General features: G+C 40.7%; 22 protein-coding genes. All 22 read right to left on the bottom strand.

Annotated elements, in window-relative coordinates; translation table 11 throughout:
• Positions 1-64: 64 nt before the first annotated feature.
• Positions 65-946: a translation elongation factor Ts gene (gene tsf, locus NYE23_RS11785; RefSeq protein WP_341078029.1), complete on the bottom strand. Its 882-nt coding sequence runs from the start codon at positions 944-946 to the stop codon at positions 65-67.
• A gap of 189 nt (positions 947-1,135) precedes the next feature.
• Positions 1,136-1,837 (bottom strand): 30S ribosomal protein S2, encoded by a 702-nt coding sequence (rpsB, locus tag NYE23_RS11790; RefSeq protein WP_035329011.1) that lies wholly within the window; start codon positions 1,835-1,837, stop codon positions 1,136-1,138.
• Between the two features lie 147 nt (positions 1,838-1,984).
• Positions 1,985-2,584, bottom strand: a complete 600-nt coding sequence (locus NYE23_RS11795) for a DUF6115 domain-containing protein (RefSeq protein ID WP_341078032.1) — start codon at positions 2,582-2,584, stop codon at positions 1,985-1,987.
• Positions 2,585-2,593: 9 nt separating this feature from the next.
• Entirely contained in the window at positions 2,594-2,905 is a 312-nt protein-coding gene (locus tag NYE23_RS11800; RefSeq protein WP_341078033.1) for a hypothetical protein, read from the bottom strand.
• Between the two features lie 6 nt (positions 2,906-2,911).
• Complete coding sequence (locus NYE23_RS11805; RefSeq protein WP_341078035.1) at positions 2,912-4,279, bottom strand: DUF342 domain-containing protein; 1,368 nt, start codon at positions 4,277-4,279, stop codon at positions 2,912-2,914.
• A gap of 37 nt (positions 4,280-4,316) precedes the next feature.
• Positions 4,317-5,072, bottom strand: coding sequence for a FliA/WhiG family RNA polymerase sigma factor (locus NYE23_RS11810; RefSeq protein ID WP_341078038.1), 756 nt, complete (start codon positions 5,070-5,072; stop codon positions 4,317-4,319).
• Between the two features lie 263 nt (positions 5,073-5,335).
• Positions 5,336-5,833 carry a chemotaxis protein CheD gene (locus tag NYE23_RS11815; protein WP_341078040.1) on the bottom strand — a complete coding sequence of 166 codons (498 nt, stop codon included), beginning with the start codon at positions 5,831-5,833 and terminating at the stop codon, positions 5,336-5,338.
• A complete protein-coding gene (locus NYE23_RS11820; protein ID WP_341078042.1) occupies positions 5,826-6,467 on the bottom strand; it encodes a chemotaxis protein CheC in 642 nt (213 codons plus the stop codon). Before NYE23_RS11820 ends, NYE23_RS11815 begins: the two co-directional genes overlap by 8 nt.
• A complete protein-coding gene (locus NYE23_RS11825; protein WP_341080703.1) occupies positions 6,464-6,940 on the bottom strand; it encodes a chemotaxis protein CheW in 477 nt (158 codons plus the stop codon). The genes NYE23_RS11820 and NYE23_RS11825 overlap by 4 nt, the downstream gene beginning before the upstream one ends.
• Before the next feature lie 25 nt (positions 6,941-6,965).
• Positions 6,966-9,002 carry a chemotaxis protein CheA gene (locus tag NYE23_RS11830; protein WP_341078044.1) on the bottom strand — a complete coding sequence of 679 codons (2,037 nt, stop codon included), beginning with the start codon at positions 9,000-9,002 and terminating at the stop codon, positions 6,966-6,968.
• An 18-nt stretch (positions 9,003-9,020) separates the two neighbouring features.
• Positions 9,021-10,118, bottom strand: a complete 1,098-nt coding sequence (locus tag NYE23_RS11835) for a protein-glutamate methylesterase/protein-glutamine glutaminase (RefSeq protein WP_341078045.1) — start codon at positions 10,116-10,118, stop codon at positions 9,021-9,023.
• Positions 10,119-10,124: 6 nt separating this feature from the next.
• Positions 10,125-10,997 (bottom strand): MinD/ParA family protein, encoded by an 873-nt coding sequence (locus NYE23_RS11840; RefSeq protein ID WP_341078046.1) that lies wholly within the window; start codon positions 10,995-10,997, stop codon positions 10,125-10,127.
• Positions 10,994-12,142, bottom strand: coding sequence for a flagellar biosynthesis protein FlhF (gene flhF / locus NYE23_RS11845; RefSeq protein WP_341078047.1), 1,149 nt, complete (start codon positions 12,140-12,142; stop codon positions 10,994-10,996). Before flhF ends, NYE23_RS11840 begins: the two co-directional genes overlap by 4 nt.
• The gene (gene flhA, locus NYE23_RS11850; RefSeq protein ID WP_341078048.1) at positions 12,139-14,175 is read right to left on the bottom strand and encodes a flagellar biosynthesis protein FlhA; all 2,037 of its coding nucleotides are present in this window, start codon (positions 14,173-14,175) and stop codon (positions 12,139-12,141) included. The genes flhF and flhA overlap by 4 nt, the downstream gene beginning before the upstream one ends.
• A gap of 83 nt (positions 14,176-14,258) precedes the next feature.
• Positions 14,259-15,344, bottom strand: a complete 1,086-nt coding sequence (flhB, locus tag NYE23_RS11855) for a flagellar biosynthesis protein FlhB (RefSeq protein ID WP_341078049.1) — start codon at positions 15,342-15,344, stop codon at positions 14,259-14,261.
• A gap of 1 nt (position 15,345) precedes the next feature.
• Positions 15,346-16,122 (bottom strand): flagellar biosynthetic protein FliR, encoded by a 777-nt coding sequence (fliR, locus tag NYE23_RS11860; RefSeq protein ID WP_341078050.1) that lies wholly within the window; start codon positions 16,120-16,122, stop codon positions 15,346-15,348.
• 4 nt (positions 16,123-16,126) lie between these two features.
• Positions 16,127-16,396, bottom strand: a complete 270-nt coding sequence (fliQ, locus tag NYE23_RS11865; RefSeq protein WP_009330744.1) for a flagellar biosynthesis protein FliQ — start codon at positions 16,394-16,396, stop codon at positions 16,127-16,129.
• Between the two features lie 17 nt (positions 16,397-16,413).
• Positions 16,414-17,079 (bottom strand): flagellar type III secretion system pore protein FliP, encoded by a 666-nt coding sequence (gene fliP / locus NYE23_RS11870; RefSeq protein WP_035328986.1) that lies wholly within the window; start codon positions 17,077-17,079, stop codon positions 16,414-16,416.
• Positions 17,072-17,746 (bottom strand): flagellar biosynthetic protein FliO, encoded by a 675-nt coding sequence (locus tag NYE23_RS11875; protein WP_341078051.1) that lies wholly within the window; start codon positions 17,744-17,746, stop codon positions 17,072-17,074. The genes fliP and NYE23_RS11875 overlap by 8 nt, the downstream gene beginning before the upstream one ends.
• 29 nt (positions 17,747-17,775) lie before the next feature.
• The gene (locus NYE23_RS11880) at positions 17,776-18,138 is read right to left on the bottom strand and encodes a response regulator (protein WP_341078053.1); all 363 of its coding nucleotides are present in this window, start codon (positions 18,136-18,138) and stop codon (positions 17,776-17,778) included.
• An 18-nt stretch (positions 18,139-18,156) separates the two neighbouring features.
• A complete protein-coding gene (gene fliY / locus NYE23_RS11885; protein WP_341078055.1) occupies positions 18,157-19,440 on the bottom strand; it encodes a flagellar motor switch phosphatase FliY in 1,284 nt (427 codons plus the stop codon).
• A complete protein-coding gene (gene fliM, locus NYE23_RS11890; RefSeq protein WP_341078057.1) occupies positions 19,430-20,428 on the bottom strand; it encodes a flagellar motor switch protein FliM in 999 nt (332 codons plus the stop codon). The genes fliY and fliM overlap by 11 nt, the downstream gene beginning before the upstream one ends.
• Positions 20,429-20,459 lie beyond the last annotated feature (31 nt).

Here is a 20,459-nt window from a genome sequence, read left to right on the forward strand (position 1 = left end):
ATTCTTGAAAAACAGGGAACACAAAGTGTTCCCTGAGTCATAACTTGATTTATTTCTATTAAAATTATTTCTTAACTTGGTTCATTACTTCTTCAGCGAAGTTGTCTTCACGCTTTTCGATGCCTTCTCCAACTTCATAGCGAACGAACTCACGGATTTTTCCGCCTTTAGATTCAACGAATTTGCCAACTTTTTGATCAGGGTTTTTAACAAAAGCCTGGTCGTTTACACAAACATCTTCGAAATACTTGCCAAGACGGCCTTCAACCATCTTTGCAACGATGTTCTCTGGTTTGCCTTCGTTAAGAGCCTGCTGAGTCAATACTTGACGCTCGCGCTCTACTTCGTCCTGTGACACTTCATCACGGGATACATATTTAGGGTTTAGGGCTGCAATATGCATTGCAACATCTTTCGCTGCATCTTCGTCAGTTGTTCCTTCAAGAACTGTTAATACACCAATGCGTCCGCCCATGTGAAGGTAGGCACCAAATGCATCGCTGTCAGTTTTTGTTTTGATTTCAAAACGGCGAAGAGAAAGCTTTTCTCCGATTTTAGCAATTGCACTATTGATGTGAGATTCTAAAGTAGCACCGTTAGCCATTGTCTGGCCAGCTGCTTCTTCTACTGAAGCCGGCTTTGCAGAAAGTAAGTGCTCTGCGATTTCTTTAACAAGTGTTTGGAATCCTTCGTTTTTAGCAACGAAATCTGTTTCAGAGTTTACTTCAAGGATAACTGCTTCGTTTCCGTCAACCTTAACAGAAGTAAGACCTTCTGCAGCGATACGGTCACCTTTTTTAGCAGCTTTAGCAATTCCTTTTTCACGAAGGAAGTCGATTGCTTTTTCCATATCACCTTCAGTTTCCTGAAGTGCTTTTTTGCAGTCCATCATGCCTGCGCCTGTTTTTTCACGAAGTTCTTTAACCATTTGAGCAGTAATTGCCATTATGAGATCCTCCTTAATGAGTTATGTAATAATATCTTTACCATTTATTACTGTATAGAAAACTAAACTTTGCTTTTTCTTTAAAAAAAGGTGATAAAGGGTGCTCCCTCTTATCACCTTCTTTAAATCAAGAAAAAAGCACCTTAGAGCTGTACTGCTCCAGCGCACCATAGCGCTTCCGCTTTTCTATTAAGCAGTTGTAACTTCTTCACCTTGTTTAGCTTCAAGGATAGCATCTGCCATTTTGCCAGTTAACAATTTAACAGCACGGATAGCATCATCGTTTGCAGGGATTACAACATCAATTTCATCCGGATCACAGTTAGTATCAACGATACCAACGATAGGGATGTTTAATTTATGTGCTTCTGCAACAGCAATGCGCTCTTTGCGAGGGTCAATGATGAATAGAGCATCTGGAAGGCTCTTCATGTCTTTGATTCCGCCCAAGAACTTCTCTAAGCGCTCTTGCTCTTTCTTCAATTGAACAACTTCTTTTTTAGGAAGAACTTCGAAAGTTCCATCTTCAGACATTCTTTCGATATCCTTTAAACGCGAAATACGCTTTTGGATTGTTTCAAAGTTTGTTAAAGTTCCGCCCAACCAGCGCTGGTTAACATAGAACATACCAGAACGGATAGCTTCTTCTTTAACGGAATCTTGAGCTTGTTTTTTAGTACCTACGAAAAGGATAGTACCGCCGTTTCCAGCAAGCTCCTTAACGAAGTTGTAAGCTTCTTCTACCTTCTTAACAGTCTTCTGAAGGTCGATGATGTAGATGCCGTTACGCTCAGTGAAGATATATTTCTTCATCTTAGGGTTCCAGCGGCGTGTTTGGTGTCCGAAGTGTACACCAGCTTCAAGCAATTGCTTCATTGAAATTACTGACATTTGTGTTTCCTCCTAATGGTTTTTATTTCCTCCGCCTATATCATTTTCAGCCGGCAACTGCATGTGAACAGCACCATCCAGCTAAATCCATAAGCGTGTGTATTAACACCATTTGTTAATATAGCATAAGTGTTTTTCACAATCAAGCTATTCTTGCTGATTTTGACGAAATTTAAGCATTAACTCGACTTCTGTTTTCCCTTTGCCTAATTTTTTGGCAATATCCACCGCACTCATTCCCTGTTTTTTCAGAATAAACACTTGATCATCTATTGATGAAGGAATCTCTTCCTTAATTGGCTGACTGCTATCTGACTCTGTGACAGTTTTAATTTCCTTTAAGGATAAGAGATTTCCTTTTTCACTCAATCTATCCTCAGCTTCCCTCAAATTCTGTTTGTAGGCTTTAGATGCCTGGTAGATGGACGCTCTGGCTAATGGCATTGATTGCTCATCTGCTTTAGCTATATCTTGATCATTTTTTCTATTCATATTTACTGGGATACTTTTCTCTTTAATAGTAGAGTCGTTATTTGCATTGATCTGTGAAAATTTGCTTATAAAATCGTCGTTTTCTTCTTTCATATGAACAAGGTACGACGATATAACCTCTTCCATTTCAATAAGCACTTTTTCCTGTCTTTTCTCTGCATCCATTAATTTATTCTGACGCAGATAAAGCAGAATAATGGCTAATAAGGCTACAATATTTAATAGCAGGCTTATAGCTAATAGAAAAGCTGTCATGATATCCCTCTATCCGCTGTAGTCAATAACCTTCCCTTTGTAAGGATGGTTCTCTCTGTCATTTCTGTCTTTTTTTGGATCTTCTTTCCGATCATGTCCCTCGGCCTCTTTTTGTCTTTCACTGCCATCATTGCCAAGATTGACATTTTGTTTATGCTCCTGTTTCATCACAGTTTTCCGCTGCTTTTCAGCTTTTTCCTGTGTACTGTCGGCAGCAAACCCGCTGATGGTCTGTCCCCTCTGCTGAAGCTGATCCTGAATTTTACCTGCTTCGAACGTTCTGGGAAGTGCTACCTGAAGTTCTATTGATTTTAAACTCATCCCAGATCACATCCTTGATAAAGGCTCACTTCTTATTTCTCCTTTTAAAAAATGGAACTTTAAAGATTTGACAGTTTGCCGAATCATTTTTGAATACTTTCCAAAGTGAATGGAGGTGTTGGGATAGAGCTGTCCGTAGATAAGGATCGAAGCATTTATTTTTTCTTCCTTTTCTCTTTCCAGTTCAGCCAGATCTTCATTTAATTTGCTCAAGGTATTCTGCAAATGGGCTTTTGTAGCCCTTTGTTTGAGAATAATAATTCTTTGTTCATCTGTCAGCTTTCCTGTTAGTCTTTCCATTTCTGTTAGTCTTCCTTCGATACTATCAAGCTTTTTGAGTGATTCCTGAAGTTTGGCTGTTTCATTTAATAGATCTTTTTCGGCGTTATCCAATTTGGAATCCATCCCGGCAAAAAGCTCTGTCTTAGTATATAAGTGATTGCCCAGTTCTTTTACCACAATGTCAGAACCTGACTGAAGCTTTCCTCCAATAACCAATGCGCTGCTGCATCTGATGGCTCCGCCAGCTTGAACATGGCTGTGCAGGATTGACTTTTGGATAATTACGTCCTGTTCTGCCTTCACATTTGCCTGATTTAGATAAGCTGCCTGAACAGAACCTCCCGCTATAACTGAGCCTATATGACTGCCTGAAATTCCGCCAGTAACAAGCACGTTATTATCCGCCTGCAGGAAAGAGCCTTCAACCAGACCGGCAACAATGATGTCACCTCCGGCTTTAATCTCATAACCGGCAGGAACATTTCCGCTTATTACAACATTACCGACAAAATTAATATTCCCGGTCTTCAAGTCAAGGTCTCCTTTAACCTCAAACACTGGATTAACAGAAATGCTGTTCTGAGTGAAACTAACCTGTCCATCTAATAGCGAATAATATTTGCCGCGATTTACGAAAACATTTTTTCCTGCCTTGACTCTTAAAGGCTTTCCATCCTTTGCCGGTATCAGCTTGCCAAATATATTCTTTCCGGAAGCACCGGGGGTAGAAGGAATAACAGATGCCAGGAGCTGTCCCTGTGTAACAGATGGGATATGGAGAACATCTCTAAAATTAAATCCCTTTCTACCCTTGTTCCGGTCAAAAGAGACTTCATTTATTAGATATGCATCACTGCCGTTTTCTGCAGGAATTCCTTTTGCTATTCGTATGGGATATTCCACTGAGAACGGATCTTTGCAGATTCGCTGGATTACTTCTTCGCTCACACCAAAAATAACCTTTTCGTCAGCAAGCAGTTTATGGATCATTTCAGACTGGACAGTTCCATCCAGTTCATCAATAGCTATCGTCGGCTGTATCAATGCAGATAAATCGTGAGCATCAACTAAAAGTTGAAATTGGTTTTCCATGCTGATTCCTTCCTTTGCAGAAAGAAATGGCATAAGACTATATGACTTTTTCCAGCAGCTGTCTCAGCTTAAAAATTGACTTTGAATGGATTTGGGATATGCGGGATGTTGATAAGCCCATTACTTCGCCAATTTCTGTAAGTGTTAACTCCTCTTTGTAAAATAAACTTAGCACAAGCTGCTCTTTTTCATTCAATTGTAAGATTTTTTCAGCCATTTCTTCCAAGATTTCATTTTTTAATACCTTTTCTTCTGGAATTATTGCTTTTTCATCCTTAATTGAATAACTGGCATCTTTTTCTTCCGAATCAGGCTGCTCATCAATTGAGAGGATGTTCGCGTAAAAATGTTCGTTCATAACAGAATACACTTCTTCTTCCTGCATATCTGTTTCTTCAGCAATTTCATGCACTGTTGCATTGCGCATCAGCCGCTGCTCCAGCTTCTCAATAGCAGCTTCAATTTTTTTCGCCTTATCCCTCGAACTTCGGGGAAGCCAATCTTCTTTTCTTAATCCATCTAGGATTGCACCGCGAATTCGAAAGGAAGCATATGTATCAAATTTCAAATCTCTTGCAGGCTCAAACTTTTCCAGCGCATCGTACAAACCCATTAGCCCAAGGCTTCGTATATCATCTCTTGAAACATTCTTCGGCAGGGCAGCGGATATCCGCTGTACATGATAGCTTACAAGAGGCAAATATTTTTTTACAAGAAAATTCCCCGCTTGAGCATCACGAGAGTCGACCCATTTAGCCCAGTATGTGCTTTCTTCAGTTATCATGTCTGCCATGGCCATCCTCCTCAAACGTTTCCATTTCTATTAATTATTGTTAGTATATCAAAATGTTCCCTATAAAAATATTAACTTTCATCCTAAATGCTCAATTCTTATCCAATAAATAAGGGGGTGTCCTTCGAGGAAATAATTGGAGAGAGAGCAATAATTAAACCGGAGAGAAAATCAGCTTTTATGGCTGGCAGTGACCATCCGGCAGCATTTAAAAATTGTATAGCAGATCTATATAAAGCTGATTCACCTGTATAGAGAGGAGCTCAAATAACAACTTGGCCTTTATTAACAGTCCGAACCATCAGTTCGCCTGAATGAGGATTGAATTCAATTGTTCTGCCGCTATGGCCGCCAACATCTTCACCTAAAATAGCAATCTTTAAGGAATATAGTTCCTTTTTTACCGCTTCCACATTCCTTGGGCCAATCCTCATTAAATCACTTCCGGAGGAGTATTGGAACATTTGGGCTCCACCGGCAATCTTGGCATTTAATCGTGAAGCTTTTGCACCGCTTTTCAACATTATGCTTACTAAGTCCCGGATTGCTGTATCAGCATATTTAGCTGAATTAAAGCTTGTGTTCTTTGCAAGAGATGAATCAGGAAGCATAATATGTGCCAGCCCGGCAATTTCTGCACTAAGGTCATAAAGAACTACACCTACACAGGAACCAAGTCCTGATGTCCTGATTAATCCGGGTGTTTTAACTATATTCATATCTGCTATGCCAACTTTTACAATTTCTAGAAGACTATTCATAATCCGGAACTCCCAATGCCTTAAAGATTATTTGAAATGATTCAGGATCAGGAAGCAGAAAGAAATGGCCATTAACAGCAGCCGTATTTTGAAGTTCATCCTTTAAAGCTGTATCAATGACGATGGCGTAATCACTTACCTGCGAAATTTCCAGGAGACCCGTTCCGATAATTGCCCCCACCATATCAATGCTTAGCATCGGCACTGAAGGGAAAAGTGACAGCTTAGTAAAATCCGATAACGAAGATAAATATGATCCTGATAGAATGTTGCCAAGCTCCTGGAGAGCGGAAAGAGCAAGTTCATCATATGGCAGCTCATCTGCACAGAAAGGAATGTTTCCCGGCAGTTCCCGAATAAAGATTTCAGCCTGTGCAAGAGGCAGCACAAAAAACATGCTGCCAGGGGCGTCTCCTTCTATCCTTAGAAAAACCCCTGCCACAACATTTTCCGGACCTCCGGCCATATCGATCATTTCATCAAAAGAAACAATTTTCACATCAGGGACAGACATATCAACTTTTTTATTAAGCAGCGTTGCTAATGCAGTAGCCGCATGACCCGCACCAATATTCCCAATTTCTTTAAGAATATCCAATTGCATGCTGCTTATGTTGTTTTCTAAAAAATTCATCCCGCTAATCCTTTTCCATCCTGAGCTGCCAATTCTTCCGGATTCAGGACTTTTTCCAAATCTATTAGGATAAATAACCGTTTTTCGATTTTTGTAACACCCTTGATAAAATCGGCCTCTTCTGAACCGATTACCTCCGGTGGAGGTTCAATTGATTCAGGCGCCACATCAATCACATCATTTGCAGAATCTACAATCAAACCCACTTCCATATCATTCAATACTGCAATGATGACTCGTGAATGCTCATTATATTCAGCCTCTTCCAGATTAAACCTGCTTCTCAGACTAATGATTGGTGTCACAACCCCCCGTAAATTGATTACTCCTTTAACAAAACCGACTGTTCGAGGAACCCGGGTAATATGCTCAACCTTTTCAATGGAACGCACCTGATTAACTGGTATCGCATATTCCTTCTCCTTCAGCTGAAATACAATCAATTTTAAATTCGCGGCTGCCGTCTCACTCATCATGTTCACTCCTTGTCAAAATGTATTATTTAATCAATGCATTGCAGTCCACTATGAGGGCAACCTGTCCATCTCCTAATATAGTTGCTCCGGAAATGGCAAACACGCTTGTTAAGTAGTTTCCAAGTGATTTTAAAACGACTTCCTGCTGCCCGATAAAGGAATCCACTACAAGCCCGGCCAGCTTTTCCCCTTTTCTGACGATGACAACGGAAATGAATTCATCTTCATGATTATCAGATGGCACCTCAAAGATTTCCTTCAATGAAAGGAGCGGAACAACCTTGCCTCTGAAATCAATCACCTTCTGATTATGTGCACTTAAGACGTCTTCTTTTCTGATAATAGCTGTTTCAATAATAGAAGAAAGGGGGATTGCATATTTTTCCTTCTCAATCTCAACGAGCATGACAGAAATAATGGATAAAGTTAGTGGCAGCTGTATGGAGAATATGGACCCCTGTCCAATTTTTGAATCAATTGAAACTGATCCTCCCAATGACTCAATTGTATTCTTTACAACATCAAGCCCTACACCCCGTCCGGAAACATCTGAGATTTTATCCGCAGTTGAGAATCCTGAGGCAAAAATAAGTTCATATGCCTGTTTGTCCGTTAGTGCTGAAGCCGTTTGCTCTGTAATGATGCCATTTTTTAATGCTTTCTTTATAACCTTATCTTTGTTTATGCCTGCGCCATCATCCTCTATTTCAATGAAAACATGATTGCCGCTGTGATAAGCCTTTAGAATGACATTTCCTTCTTCACTTTTACCATTTGCTTTACGGACTTCCGGTGTTTCAACACCATGGTCTAATGCATTTCGGATTAAGTGAACAAGCGGATCGCCAATTTCATCGATAACCGTTCGGTCCAGTTCGGTATCTGCACCGACAATTTCGAGATTAATCTTTTTGTTTAAATCTCTCGCTAATTGTCTGACCATTCTAGGGAAACGATTAAATACTGTTTCTATTGGGACCATGCGCATATTCAGAATAATATTCTGCAGGTCTCCGGAGATTCTTGACATATGCTCAACCGTTTCATGAAGTTCCTGATTGTTTAATTCCTTGGATATTTGTTCAAGTCTGCCTCTGTCAATCACCAATTCTTCAAACAGGTTCATAAGGATATCCAGTCTCTCAATATTCACCCTAATGGTTTTGTTGCTGGCTTGCTTTGCTGCAGGCGCCTTATTTTCCTCTTTTGGCATATTTGAAGCACGATCTGCCTTCTCCTCCACTTCAGGCTGCAGAGTACCTTCATCCTTCACTGTTTCCCGGGAGATGTAATCTCCCATAGAAACTTCGCGCACATCTATCCTATCCACTTCTGAGACCTTCAAAAGTTTCTGACGGATAACTTCGGGTGTTTCCTGGGTCACAATTGTTACAGAGAATTCCTGATCAAATTGTTCTTCTTCAAGCTGCTCAACAGAAGGAGTGGCTTTGATCACTTCCCCACTCTTCTCAAGAACCTCAAAGACCATGTAGACTCTGGCTGCTTTCAGCAGACAATCAGCCCGCAAGGCTATTGATAATTCATAGGTCTCAAAGCCCTGCTCCTTCGATTGCTGAATCACGGTCCACTCGAAATCATCATATGTACTCTTGACCAGTTCTTGCGGTTCAGCAATAGCTGCTGCCGTTTCGGCTCTGGCTTTTGAAAGTGCCGGGCTCTCCCCTTTTTCAATGAGCATCAGCTTTTCAACAGCTATGGAAACATCCCTTTTGCCGTCTCCGCCTTCTGCAATTGATTGGACCATTGCTTCAAGATCATCAACAGCCAGAAAAACAACATCGAGAATTTCAGCATTTACCTTAATCTTCTGATTTCTGATTGCATCAAGAACATTTTCCATCTGATGAGTTAGATTTGCGAGATCTTCATAACCCATGGTGGCCGACATGCCTTTCAGCGTATGAGCTGATCTGAATATCTCATTAACTATTTTTATATCATCAGGATTTTTCTCTAATTCAAGAAGCTGTTCATTACACGACTGCAAATGCTCCTTGCTTTCTTCGATAAATACCTCTAAATATTGGTTCATCTCCATGTGCCTGCCCCCTCGGCTTTAAACAAATTTCAATATGGATTCTGCTATATGTTCAATATTCTGCACATCATCTGCCAGCCCAGACTCTATCACTGCTCTTGGCATTCCAAATACAATTGATGATTCTTTTGATTCAGCAATGGCTTTTACTTCACCGCTTTTCTTCATTGCCTTCAGGCCATTTCTGCCATCTGCTCCCATTCCTGTCATTATGACAGCAATTTTTCTGATCCCGCTGATTTCACCTACAGATTCAAACATCACATCAACTGACGGTCTGTGCCCGTTCCTTGGCGGTGATTCATCCAGATGAATAACAAGATCCCTGCCTGATCTTGCTGCTGTAAGATGAAAGCCGCCAGGAGCAATATAGGCTGAACCGTTTTTAAGAATATCCCCTTCTTCGGCTTCCTTAACCGATAACGCCGATATTCCGTTTAGTCTGCTTGCCAGCGACTTCGTAAATCCGGCAGGCATATGCTGAACAATCAGAATTGGTGCGTTAAGGTTTCCTGGAAGGTCATTCAGCACTTTTTGAAGTGCCCGAGGTCCGCCTGTGGACGTTCCTATACAGATAAGCTGTTTGACATTCAAGCTCGATTCACCAGAAGAACGATTAAGCTGAATAGATTGACCTGGTTCTATTTTACTATAATTTTGATAAAATCCGGCAGATTTTTTTCCATTACCTGAAAAATTAACCAGTCCTTTTATATTCGCTTTGCTTGCCTGCACTACTTTATCAGTTAATTCAGTTTTTATTTTATGCAGGTCCAGTGAGATCGGCCCAGATGGCTTCGCTATAAAATCTACTGCCCCATATTCCATGGCTGTAAAGGTATTTTCAGTACCTTCCTTCGTTGTGCTTGAAAGCATGACTACAGGAACCGGCATAGTTTTCATAATTATTTTGAGAGCTTTCAAGCCGTTTAGAACCGGCATTTCAACATCCATGGTTACTGCATCAGGATTTAATTCTTTAATCTTCCTTAAGCCCTCTTCTCCGTTTCTGGCTGTCCCAATAACTTGAATTCTCTCATCTTCAGACATGAGATTCGCTATCAGTTTTCTCATAAAGGCTGAATCATCTACAACAAGCACTTTGACACTCTTCATACTGATTCACCCCCTATTAAAAAGAAATTTTTTGAGCTTTGAAATAAATTGGGAAGTATGATATTCACCAGCATGCCCGACAGGCGTGCCGCCAACTTTCTCAGTCATACTCCGAATCGCTTTTGAAGCAGCTGAATTTTCCTGATAAATAATAAAAGGAATTTGCCTTTTAACAGCCTGCTGTATGCTTCGATCATCCGGAATAATTCCCAGGAGTTCAGCATCCCTCCCTAAAAATCTTGATGCAACAGCAGAAATCCTCTTATAAGTTTCCTGCCCTTCTCTTTCTCCTTCAGAACGGTTAATAACCAACTGAAAGGGTATCTTATCATCCATAAGATGTATATGCTTCATTACTGAGTATGCATCAGTGATAGACGTTGGTTCAGGTGTAGTAATGACCGCAATTTCCTGAACTGAGAGTATGAACTTTGCCGATTCTTCTGTAATGCCTGCACCCATATCGAAGATAATATAATCATAGTTTTGAATGAGCTGGGCCAGTTCTCCGGTAAATTTTGAAATTTGCTCATCATCGAGTTTCAGAATATGTGAAAGGCCTGTCCCGCCGCCAATATAATTCAGTCCATACGGTCCCTCTGAAATAATATTATTTAAGGGCACATCTTTTTCTAAAAAATCAGCAATTGAATAATTAGCTGATCTTCCCATAAGAATTTCAACATTCCCCATGCCGATATCCAAATCGAATAACAATACTCTGTGGCCCGTTTTGCAAAGGGAAATAGAGAAATTCAATGAGAAATTAGATTTCCCTACTCCCCCTTTTCCGCTTACCACTGCTATTGTTTTATATTGATGACTTCGGCTGTCTTCTTCTTTCAGCCTGGCTCTTAGCCTTTCTGCCTGATCGTTCATTTCTTATTCCCCATTAGTAGTTTTACAATAGCTTCCGGCCCTGCCATAAGGATATCATCAGGAACATCCTGGCCATTTGTAATATAAGCTGCGCCTTTTTTGTATTTATGAATGATGTTGTACATGGCACCGTAAGTTGACGTTTCATCTGCCTTTGTGAAGATAAGTTTATCAATGTCGATAATTGAAAACTGATTATATATATCTTCCATATCCTTTTGTTTCGCGGTAAGCGAGAGCACTAAAAAAGTTTCCATATCCTTCTCAAAATCAATCACATTCTTTAAATCTTCTACATACTGTCTGTTCCTGAAATTCCGTCCGGCTGTATCTATTAAAACAAGGTCATATTCTTTCAGCCTCTCTGCTGCCTGTCTGAAGTCATCTATTGTATAGCAAACTTCTAAAGGTATATCCAGGATGCCTGCGTAAGTTTTTAATTGATCAATCGCCGCTATCCTGTAGGTGTCGGCTGTGATAAATGCAGCCTTTTTTTTATGTTTAATCACACACTCTGCTGCCATCTTCGCCAAGGTAGTTGTTTTCCCTACTCCAGTAGGACCTGCTACATTAATATATTTTTTGGTAAAAGAAATCCCGCTGAATGGAATATCCTCAATTTGCTTTATAATTTCTTCATGCAGCCAGGCTTCTATTTCAGCAACTTTAGCTTTGGAACCGCCCAGGTACCATTTTTCCAGCAATACTTGGAGCACCTGATCCTGAATAGAATTGTCAATTTCCTGTTCATTAAGAACATGCATGACTTTTCTTATCGCTTCAGGATAAACAGTACTTATCTGCTGTCCACCGGCCAATGAGGACATCATTTGTTTCAGGATGCTTATCTCTTTAATCAGCTCATCGGATGTACTCGATTCGGGAAAGTGAGACTCTTCACTGTTTCCCTTGAAATGATTTAAAGCACCAGGAATTGCTGCAGGCTTAACAGCGGGTTTTTGCTCTATTTCCTGATTTGAATCCGCTGCTGCCATCACTTCTATATTTCTCTTTTTAAAAAAGCCTAAAATCCCGCCGGTATATACTACTCGTGAATTTAAAATTACGGCATCCTTACCCAGTTCCGCGCGTATCTGTTTCATCGCATCAGGCATGGACGCTGCCATGAACTTTTTTACCTTCAATCTATATTCACCACCCCGACACTTTGAACTTCCGCATTTGCTTCCAGCTCGTTATAGGAAAGGATCGGTATCTGCGGGAAATACCTCTCTGTTAATTGCCTGACATACATTCTGACTGCTGGAGAACAAAGGACAATTGGTGTCTGCTCCATCAATGAAAGCTGTTCAACCTGGGAAGCAATCGATTCAAGAATATTCTGCGATACTGTTGGGTCCATGGATAAATAATTGCCATGTTCTGTCTGCTGAACACCTTCTGCAACCATTTTCTCGACTCTCCCTGATAGGGTAACGACTTTTATAGAGTCACCCTGCTGTGAAAACTGGTTCGTAATTTGTCTGGCCAAAGCCTGACGGGCATATTCTGTAAGCAAATCTGTATCACTTGTAGATTTGGCATAATCGGCAAGCGTTTCAAAAATAACCGGCAAATTCCGGATCGAAACATTTTCCCTCAATAATTTTGCAAGCACCTTTTGAACTTCACCAACTGACAATGGATTTGGTGTAACTTCTTCTACAAGGATAGGGTAGCTTTCCTTTACATGATCAATCAGCTGTTTTGTTTCCTGGCGTCCTAATAACTCATGGGCATTGCTTTTTATAACTTCTGTAATATGAGTAGAAACAACTGATGGCGGGTCAACGACTGTATAGCCGAAAATTTCTGCCTGCTCCTTCATTTCTTCTGTTATCCATTTTGCAGGCAGGCCGAAGGAAGGCTCAATCGTATCAATTCCTTCGATGCTGTCATCATCAATACCGGGACTCATTGCCAAATAATGATCAAGCAGAAGCTCTCCGCGGGCCATTTCATTTCCTTTTATCTTCAACCTGTATTCATTCGGCTGCAGCTGAATGTTATCACGAATTCTAACTACCGGAATGACTAGGCCCAATTCAATCGCCAGCTGTCTTCTTATCATTACAATCCTGTCCAAAAGGTCCCCGCCCTGATTCGTATCGGCAAGAGGTATTAACCCATAGCCAAACTCGAATTCAATCGGATCTACATTTAATAGGTTAACCACGCTTTCAGGACTCTTCATTTCATCTGTTTCAATTTCTTCTTCCATCTCAAGCAGTTGCTCTTTATCCGGCTGTGGAGTCTTAGCTATCGTATATCCGCCAAAAATCATCAAGCCGCCAATCGGCAGTGTTAAAACGAGCCCTATTGGTGTCAATAACCCCAGCAGAATGATAGTTCCGCCAGTAACATACAACATTTTCGGGTAAGCAAACAGCTGGGAAGTAATGTCTTTTCCAATATTCCCATCTGATGCTGCCCGTGTTACTACAATACCCGTTGCAGTGGAGATTAACAGTGCCGGAATCTGACTGACAATTCCGTCCCCGACGGTCAGCGTCGAATATTTCATAGCAGCCTCTCCAAACGGCAGCCCCAGCTGCATCATCCCAATGACAATACCAAATAATAGATTGATAAGAGTGATAATGATTCCCGCTATGGCGTCACCTTTTACAAATTTACTCGCACCATCCATTGAACCGTAGAAATCAGATTCACGGCTGATTTTTTCACGGCGTTCACGGGCTTCATGCTCAGAGATCATTCCTGCATTCAAGTCTGCATCGATGCTCATCTGTTTACCCGGCATTGCGTCAAGTGTAAAACGCGCCGCCACTTCGGAAACTCTCTCAGAACCTTTGGTAATGACGATAAATTGAATAATAATGAGGATTAAGAATACAACGAGTCCGACTATGACATTACCTCCGGTTACGAATGAACCAAATGTTTCAACGACCTTTCCTGCTTCCCCTTCCGATAAAATGGATCTGGTTGTAGAAACATTCAATCCCAGCCTGAATAATGTCATTAACAATATTAAGGAAGGAAAAATGGAAAATTCGAGCGCTTCCTTCATATTCATGGCCGTCAGCAAAACCATTAGTGCAAGCGCAATATTAATTATTATTAGTACACTTAAAAGCCAAGGCGGAAAAGGAATAATAAGCATGGCTACTATTAGAATTACACTCATCAATACTGATAAGTCTCTTACTTGCATTGAAACTCTCTCCTTACAAAAGCGGAAACGCCTTGGCAGCCATTCAACAGCTTCCTAAGACCAGCTATTTCATATTTCTATGGTTAAATTTTGTTTTTAGTTCTGTACACATAGGCTAAAATCTCTGCAACAGCTTTGAAAAATTCTTCAGGGATAGACTGTCCAATTTCTGCCTGACTATAAAGAGCCCTGGCAAGCGGCCTATTTTCAACAGCTATTACATCATGCTCCTTTGCGATTAATTTAATCTTTTGGGCAACAAAGTCCACACCTTTCGCCACTACAATGGGAGCATCACTTTTTGTTTCATCATAGCTCAGGGCTATGGCAAAATGTGTTGGGTTGGTGATAACCACATCCGCTTTAGGGACTTCCTGCATCATCCTTCTCATTGCCATTTCCCTCTGTCTTTGCTTAATCTTGGATTTAATTAACGGATCCCCTTCAATATTTTTGTGTTCATCCTTAATGTCCTGTTTTGACATTCGGATGTTCTTTTCAAAATCGTATTTTTGATAGAGATAATCCAGGACGGATAAAAATAGCAGTGCCGCTGAAGCAATTAAACCCATTTGAACGGTCAGGCTGGCAATTGTGGCCATCGCCGTTCCGACTGATTTTTGAGAAAGAATTAATATTTCATCTATCCTTAACCATAAAACCGAAAACGCAGCGACACCCACAAAAGCAATCTTGAGCATCGACTTAAGCAGCTCCACGATCGCCCTCATGGAAAAAATGCGCTTAAAACCTTTTATTGGATCCAATTTCTCCAATTTAGGCTGTATTGCTTCTGTTGAAAAAAGAGTACCTACCTGCATGAAGTTTGCAGCTACACCCGCAAGCATAGCAATAAGCATGATCGGACCTAAAAAAAGCACCAGCTCCCTTAAGACATCAAGAAAGATCACCTGAACATTCGCCTCTGTCAGCGGCATCATCATATAATCATTAAATGAATGAGTAAATATATAAAGGATGATATTCTTCAAATACGATCCGGCAAAAAGCAAAAATAGAAACACCGCTAAAAGGACGATGGCTGTATTTACATCCTGGCTTTTGGCTACTTGTCCTTTTTTTCTGGAATCCTGCCTCTTTTTCGGAGTGGCTTTTTCTGTTTTTTCTCCGGAAAACAGCTGGAGATCTAAAGAAAGCAATAACTTCATTCTATGAACCTCCCATAAGCTCCATAAGCCCTCTCATTGTCTGAAGCATCGTTTCAATTGCCAGGGAAAAAGCGTATATTAATACACTCATAACAATGATCAGAACAATAAAACTGACGCCTATTTTTAAAGGAAGTCCGACAACGAAAACATTTAGCTGCGGAACAGTCCTGGCGACAATCCCTAACGCGACATCTACTAGAAACAGACTGCCGACAACAGGGATGGACATCTGAAAGGCAATAACGAACATTGTATTCAAGGCTTTAATGACATATTCAGCCATATTTTTATCCCCGAAAGAAATCCAGGCCTGATCAAGCGGGATAAAATTATAGCTGTAAAACACTCCATCAAGCATTAGATGGTGGCCATTAACGGTTAATAAAAAAAAGAGAGCGATCGTATACAAATACTGTCCCATTAATGGGCTCTGCGCTCCTGTCTGAGGATCAATCACATTCGCAATGGCAAAACCCATCTGAAAATCAATAAATCCTCCGGCAATTTGAATAGCTGAAAGGATCAAATAGGCAATAAATCCAACCATCAGCCCAACAAATGCTTCTTTTATGATTAAAAGAAAAAAAGTGCCGTCAATTTCAAGATCAGGTACATCCATGCCCAGGAACATAATCCAGGCCAAAAAGAAGCCAAGGCCAATTTTGTGTGATGCCGGTATGGATCTGTATGAAAAAAGGGGCATCATTAAAAAGAAAGATGTCACCCTTACAAAAATAAGTAAAAAAGCAGGAAAAGAAGGCAGAAAATCTAACATGCCATCAGCCTACAAACCTGGTCAAATTAGAAAAAATCTCATTTGCGTACGAGAGCATATGGCTAAGCATCCAAGGTCCAAAGAAAACAACACCGACAAGGACCGCTACAATTTTAGGAATAAACGCCAGCGTCTGTTCCTGAATTTGAGTTGTAGCCTGAAAAATGCTGACAACCAAGCCGACTACTAGTGCCAGAATTAGCAAGGGACCGCAAATCATCAATACGGTGATAATCCCTCTTTCTGCAATGGATATAACTGTTTCTGGAGTCATTCTGAATGTTCACCTGCTTAAAAGCTTTGTAAAAGGGATTTAACTACTAAGTACCATCCGTCCACCAGTACAAATAATAATATTTTGAACGGAAGCGAAATCATAACCGGAGGAAGCATCATCATACCCATGGACATCAATACACTTGCAACAACCATGTCGATAACCAGAAATGGAATAAAAATCATAAAACCAATTTGAAAAGCTGTTTTAATTTCACTTATAGCAAAGGCCGGAACAAGACTCGTAAGCGGGATATCTTCAATAGAAGCCGGTGCTTCAGCCCCGGAGTATTCAAGAAATAAAGCCAAATCTTTCTGCCTTGTGTGGGCACTCATAAATTCTTTAAAAGGTATTGAAGCTTTTTCATATGCTTGTTCCAGATTTATTTCTTCATTGAATAAAGGTGTTAAAGCCTGTTCGTTCACTTCCTGCATGGTCGGAGCCATTATAAAGAATGTCAGGAACAGGGATAAGCCGATTAAAACCTGATTCGGCGGCATTTGCTGAGTAGCAAGCGCCGTTCTGACAAAGGAAAGAACGATGACAATCCTTGTAAAACATGTCATTAATATTAGAATACTCGGTGCGAGAGAAAGTACCGTCAGCAATAAAAAAAGCTTCACAGATGTAGATACATTTTCAGGAGAGCTGCTATTAAAAAACTCCATGAATTCATTCATCTTTCTTCTGGCCCTTTCTTTCTAACTCATCAAACAGTTTTTTTCTGCCCTTTTTCATTTCATCCAGCTGCATCCCGAGCAATGCACTGAAGTTTTGCTTGTTTTCCTCTGTTTGCTGTGTTCTTTTCATAACCTTTGTCACAATATCGCTTGGACGGATAAGCTGTTCCAGTTTGTCATTATGCTCTTTGATGATCTGGCTGTACTCTTCTGAGTTGTCTATTTCCTTTAACAGCTGAATATTTTCTCCTACCCCTACTACCAAAATGCGCTTTCCTACTTTTATGAGCTGGACTGACCGGTTTGCACCTAATGCTGTACCACCTAGGTTTTCAACCAATTGCGACCTGTTATATACCTTACTTTTTTTATTAATGAACTTTAGGAGAGCATATAGTAATCCAATAGTAAAGCCTGTTGCTAGAATCATCTTTATAAAATCCCAAAAAGTAAGGCCAATTTTGCCGCTTTCATCCTGTTGATTCTGTCCTTCTGCTGTCTTTGAACCCTTTGATCCTTTTAATTCCTGTTTCTCGCATTCCTCAGGACTTTTCATACATTCTTTAACACTATTATTCAATTGCTCTGCATGGACCAGCGGCTGCACGCCCAGCAGAACAATTGATAACAACAGCAGCAAAGAAATCACTTTCTTTACATTCCACACTAATTTGCACCCTCTAAAAAGAATAATCACTAGCCCAAAGTTTTGCCGATTGCTTCCAGTACTCTATCAGCCTGGAACGGTTTTACGATAAAATCCTTTGCGCCAGCCTGAATGGCATCAATAACCATCGCCTGCTGGCCCATTGCAGAACACATAATAACTTTTGCACTAGGATTTAATTTTTTAATTTCTTTCAGAGCTGTAATTCCATCCATTTCCGGCATAGTTATATCCATTGTGACAAGGTCAGGCTGTGTTTCCTTATATTTTTCAACAGCCTGTGCACCGTCAGCAGCTTCACCAACTACGTCATATCCATTCTTGGATAAAATATCTTTTATCATCATTCGCATAAAAGCTGCATCATCAACTATTAAAATTTTTTGTGCCATTCTAATAACCCCCACTTTTTATCTTAATTTTTTTATACGGTCACTCTGGCTGATAATATCTGTAACTCTCACACCAAAATTCTCATCAATGACAACCACTTCACCCTGTGCAATTAAACGGTTATTCACCAGAATATCAACAGGTTCACCGGCCAGTTTATCCAGTTCAATAATTGAACCGGAAGACAATTCAAGAATCTCCTTTACGGAACGTTTAGTCCTTCCCAGCTCAACCGTTACCTGAAGCGGTATGTCCAAAAGCATATCTAAGTTTTTTGTTTCAGTACCCTGCATATGGTAAGGTTCAAAACTCGAAAAGGCTGCCGGCTGTACATTCGGCTGCACTCCATTTACATAAGAGCCACCGAAATGCTGTGCCTGGTTTTGAGCAGGTGGATAGCTCTGAGGATTTGATGCCTGATTCATAACCGGCTGTGTATATGACGGCTGCTCTTCGGAATAACCCGTTTGAATGTAAGGCTGATCTAATCCGCCTGTGTGTATTTCAGGTTTATGATCATACGAAAGCTGGCTTTCCTGATAATCGGGCTGTGTTTGCCCCGTTGGTTCCTCTTCAGAAACTGCATTATTTTCTTGAAGATCCTGGCCCGGGTTTAATAATTCATTTACAAGGCTTTTGCCAAATTCCAGAGGAAGCAGCTGCATAATATTCGAGTCAATCAGACTGCCTATTTTCAATCGGAACGAAATCCTTACAAGCATGTCATCTGCCGGGACTCTGTCGGCACCTTCTCCCTGGGGCAAATCAAGAATGTCGATTGCCGGCGGTGAAATATCAACCTTTTTTCCAAAGATGGTTGACATCGAGGTGGCTGCAGAACCCATCATCTGGTTCATTGCCTCCTGAACAGCGCTTAACTGAATTTCCCCCATTAGGTCTGCCGGGCTGGTACCATCCCCCCCAAGCATTAAATCAGCAATGATGGCTGCATCCGATTGCTGTATTACAAGCAGGTTGCTTCCGAAGAATCCTTCCGTATAATTCACCTGGATTGCTACATAAGGATGCGGGAATTCATCAGCTAATTTCTGACGCAAAACAACTGAAACAGCCGGAGTTGTGATATCAACTTTTTGATTCAATAAAGTAGACAATGCTGTTGCAGAGCTTCCAAATGAAATATTGCCGATTTCACCTAATGCGTCCTGCTCCATATGGGACAAATAATCCTCGGTTTGAAAAAATGCCTCATTATGACTGTCTGTTTCGTCGCTGTCGTCAGCTGCTCCCCTTAATAGAGCATCAATTTCATCTTGTGAAAGCATATCATCACTCATCATCCTCATCTCCCCCTTTCACAGTGTCTAAAATTTGCACGGCCATTTTTTTATTCATTTTTCCGGGCTGTCCGATGAATTTTGGGATATTGCCGACTTTTATAGTAAGCGACTGGTCAATCCCCTGGTTTAACTCAATAACATCTCCAATATCGAGTGATAAGAAATCCTGAATGGCTATGTCCGAACTGCCGAGTTCACATATGACCGGAACTTCCGCTTTATGAATGTTTCGTTCAAGCCTGGCAATAACCTCAGGCTCCCTTTCCTTTTTGTCAGTCTGCATCCAATAATGTACAGACAGCTTAGGAATAATGGGCTCAAGAACAACGTGAGGTATACAGATATTAATCATTCCGCTCGTTTCGCCAATGATCGTATTTAGTGAGATAACGACAACTGTTTCATTTGGCGAGACCATTTGCAGAAATTGCGGATTTACCTCAAAATCTGACAATATCGGATCGATGTCAGCGATTGTACTCCAGGCTTCCCTTAAGTTTTCAAATGCCCTTTCAAATGTTGCTGACATAATTTTTGTTTCGATTTCTGTTAAATTATCAATTTTATTGATGCTTGTCCCTCGGCCGCCCATCAGCCTGTCCATCATGGCATAGGCGACGTTTGGGTTCACTTCCATAAGAATTCTTCCATCCAGAGGGGGCACTTCAATTACATTTAATATTGTCATTTTCGGTATGGACCGGATAAATTCTTCATAAGGTATCTGGTCCGCAGAAGCAACCGAAATCTGCACATAGGTCCTCAGCTGGGCAGAAAAAAAGGTGGTTAAAAGCCGGGCAAAATTTTCATGAATTCTTGTTAAACTTCGTATTTGATCTTTAGAGAATCTTAATGCTCTTTTAAAATCATAAACTTTTACTTTTTTCTCAGTTTGTTCCTTTTTCAGCTCATCTGCATCCATTTCTCCGGTAGAGAGAGCCGAAAGCAGGGCATCAATCTCGCTTTGCGATAAGACCTCACCTGACATGAATCCTCACCTCCATCTATTGCAGTTAATT

The organism is Cytobacillus sp. FSL H8-0458, from assembly GCF_038002165.1.
In the GTDB taxonomy this organism is placed as follows: domain Bacteria; phylum Bacillota; class Bacilli; order Bacillales; family Cytobacillaceae; genus Cytobacillus.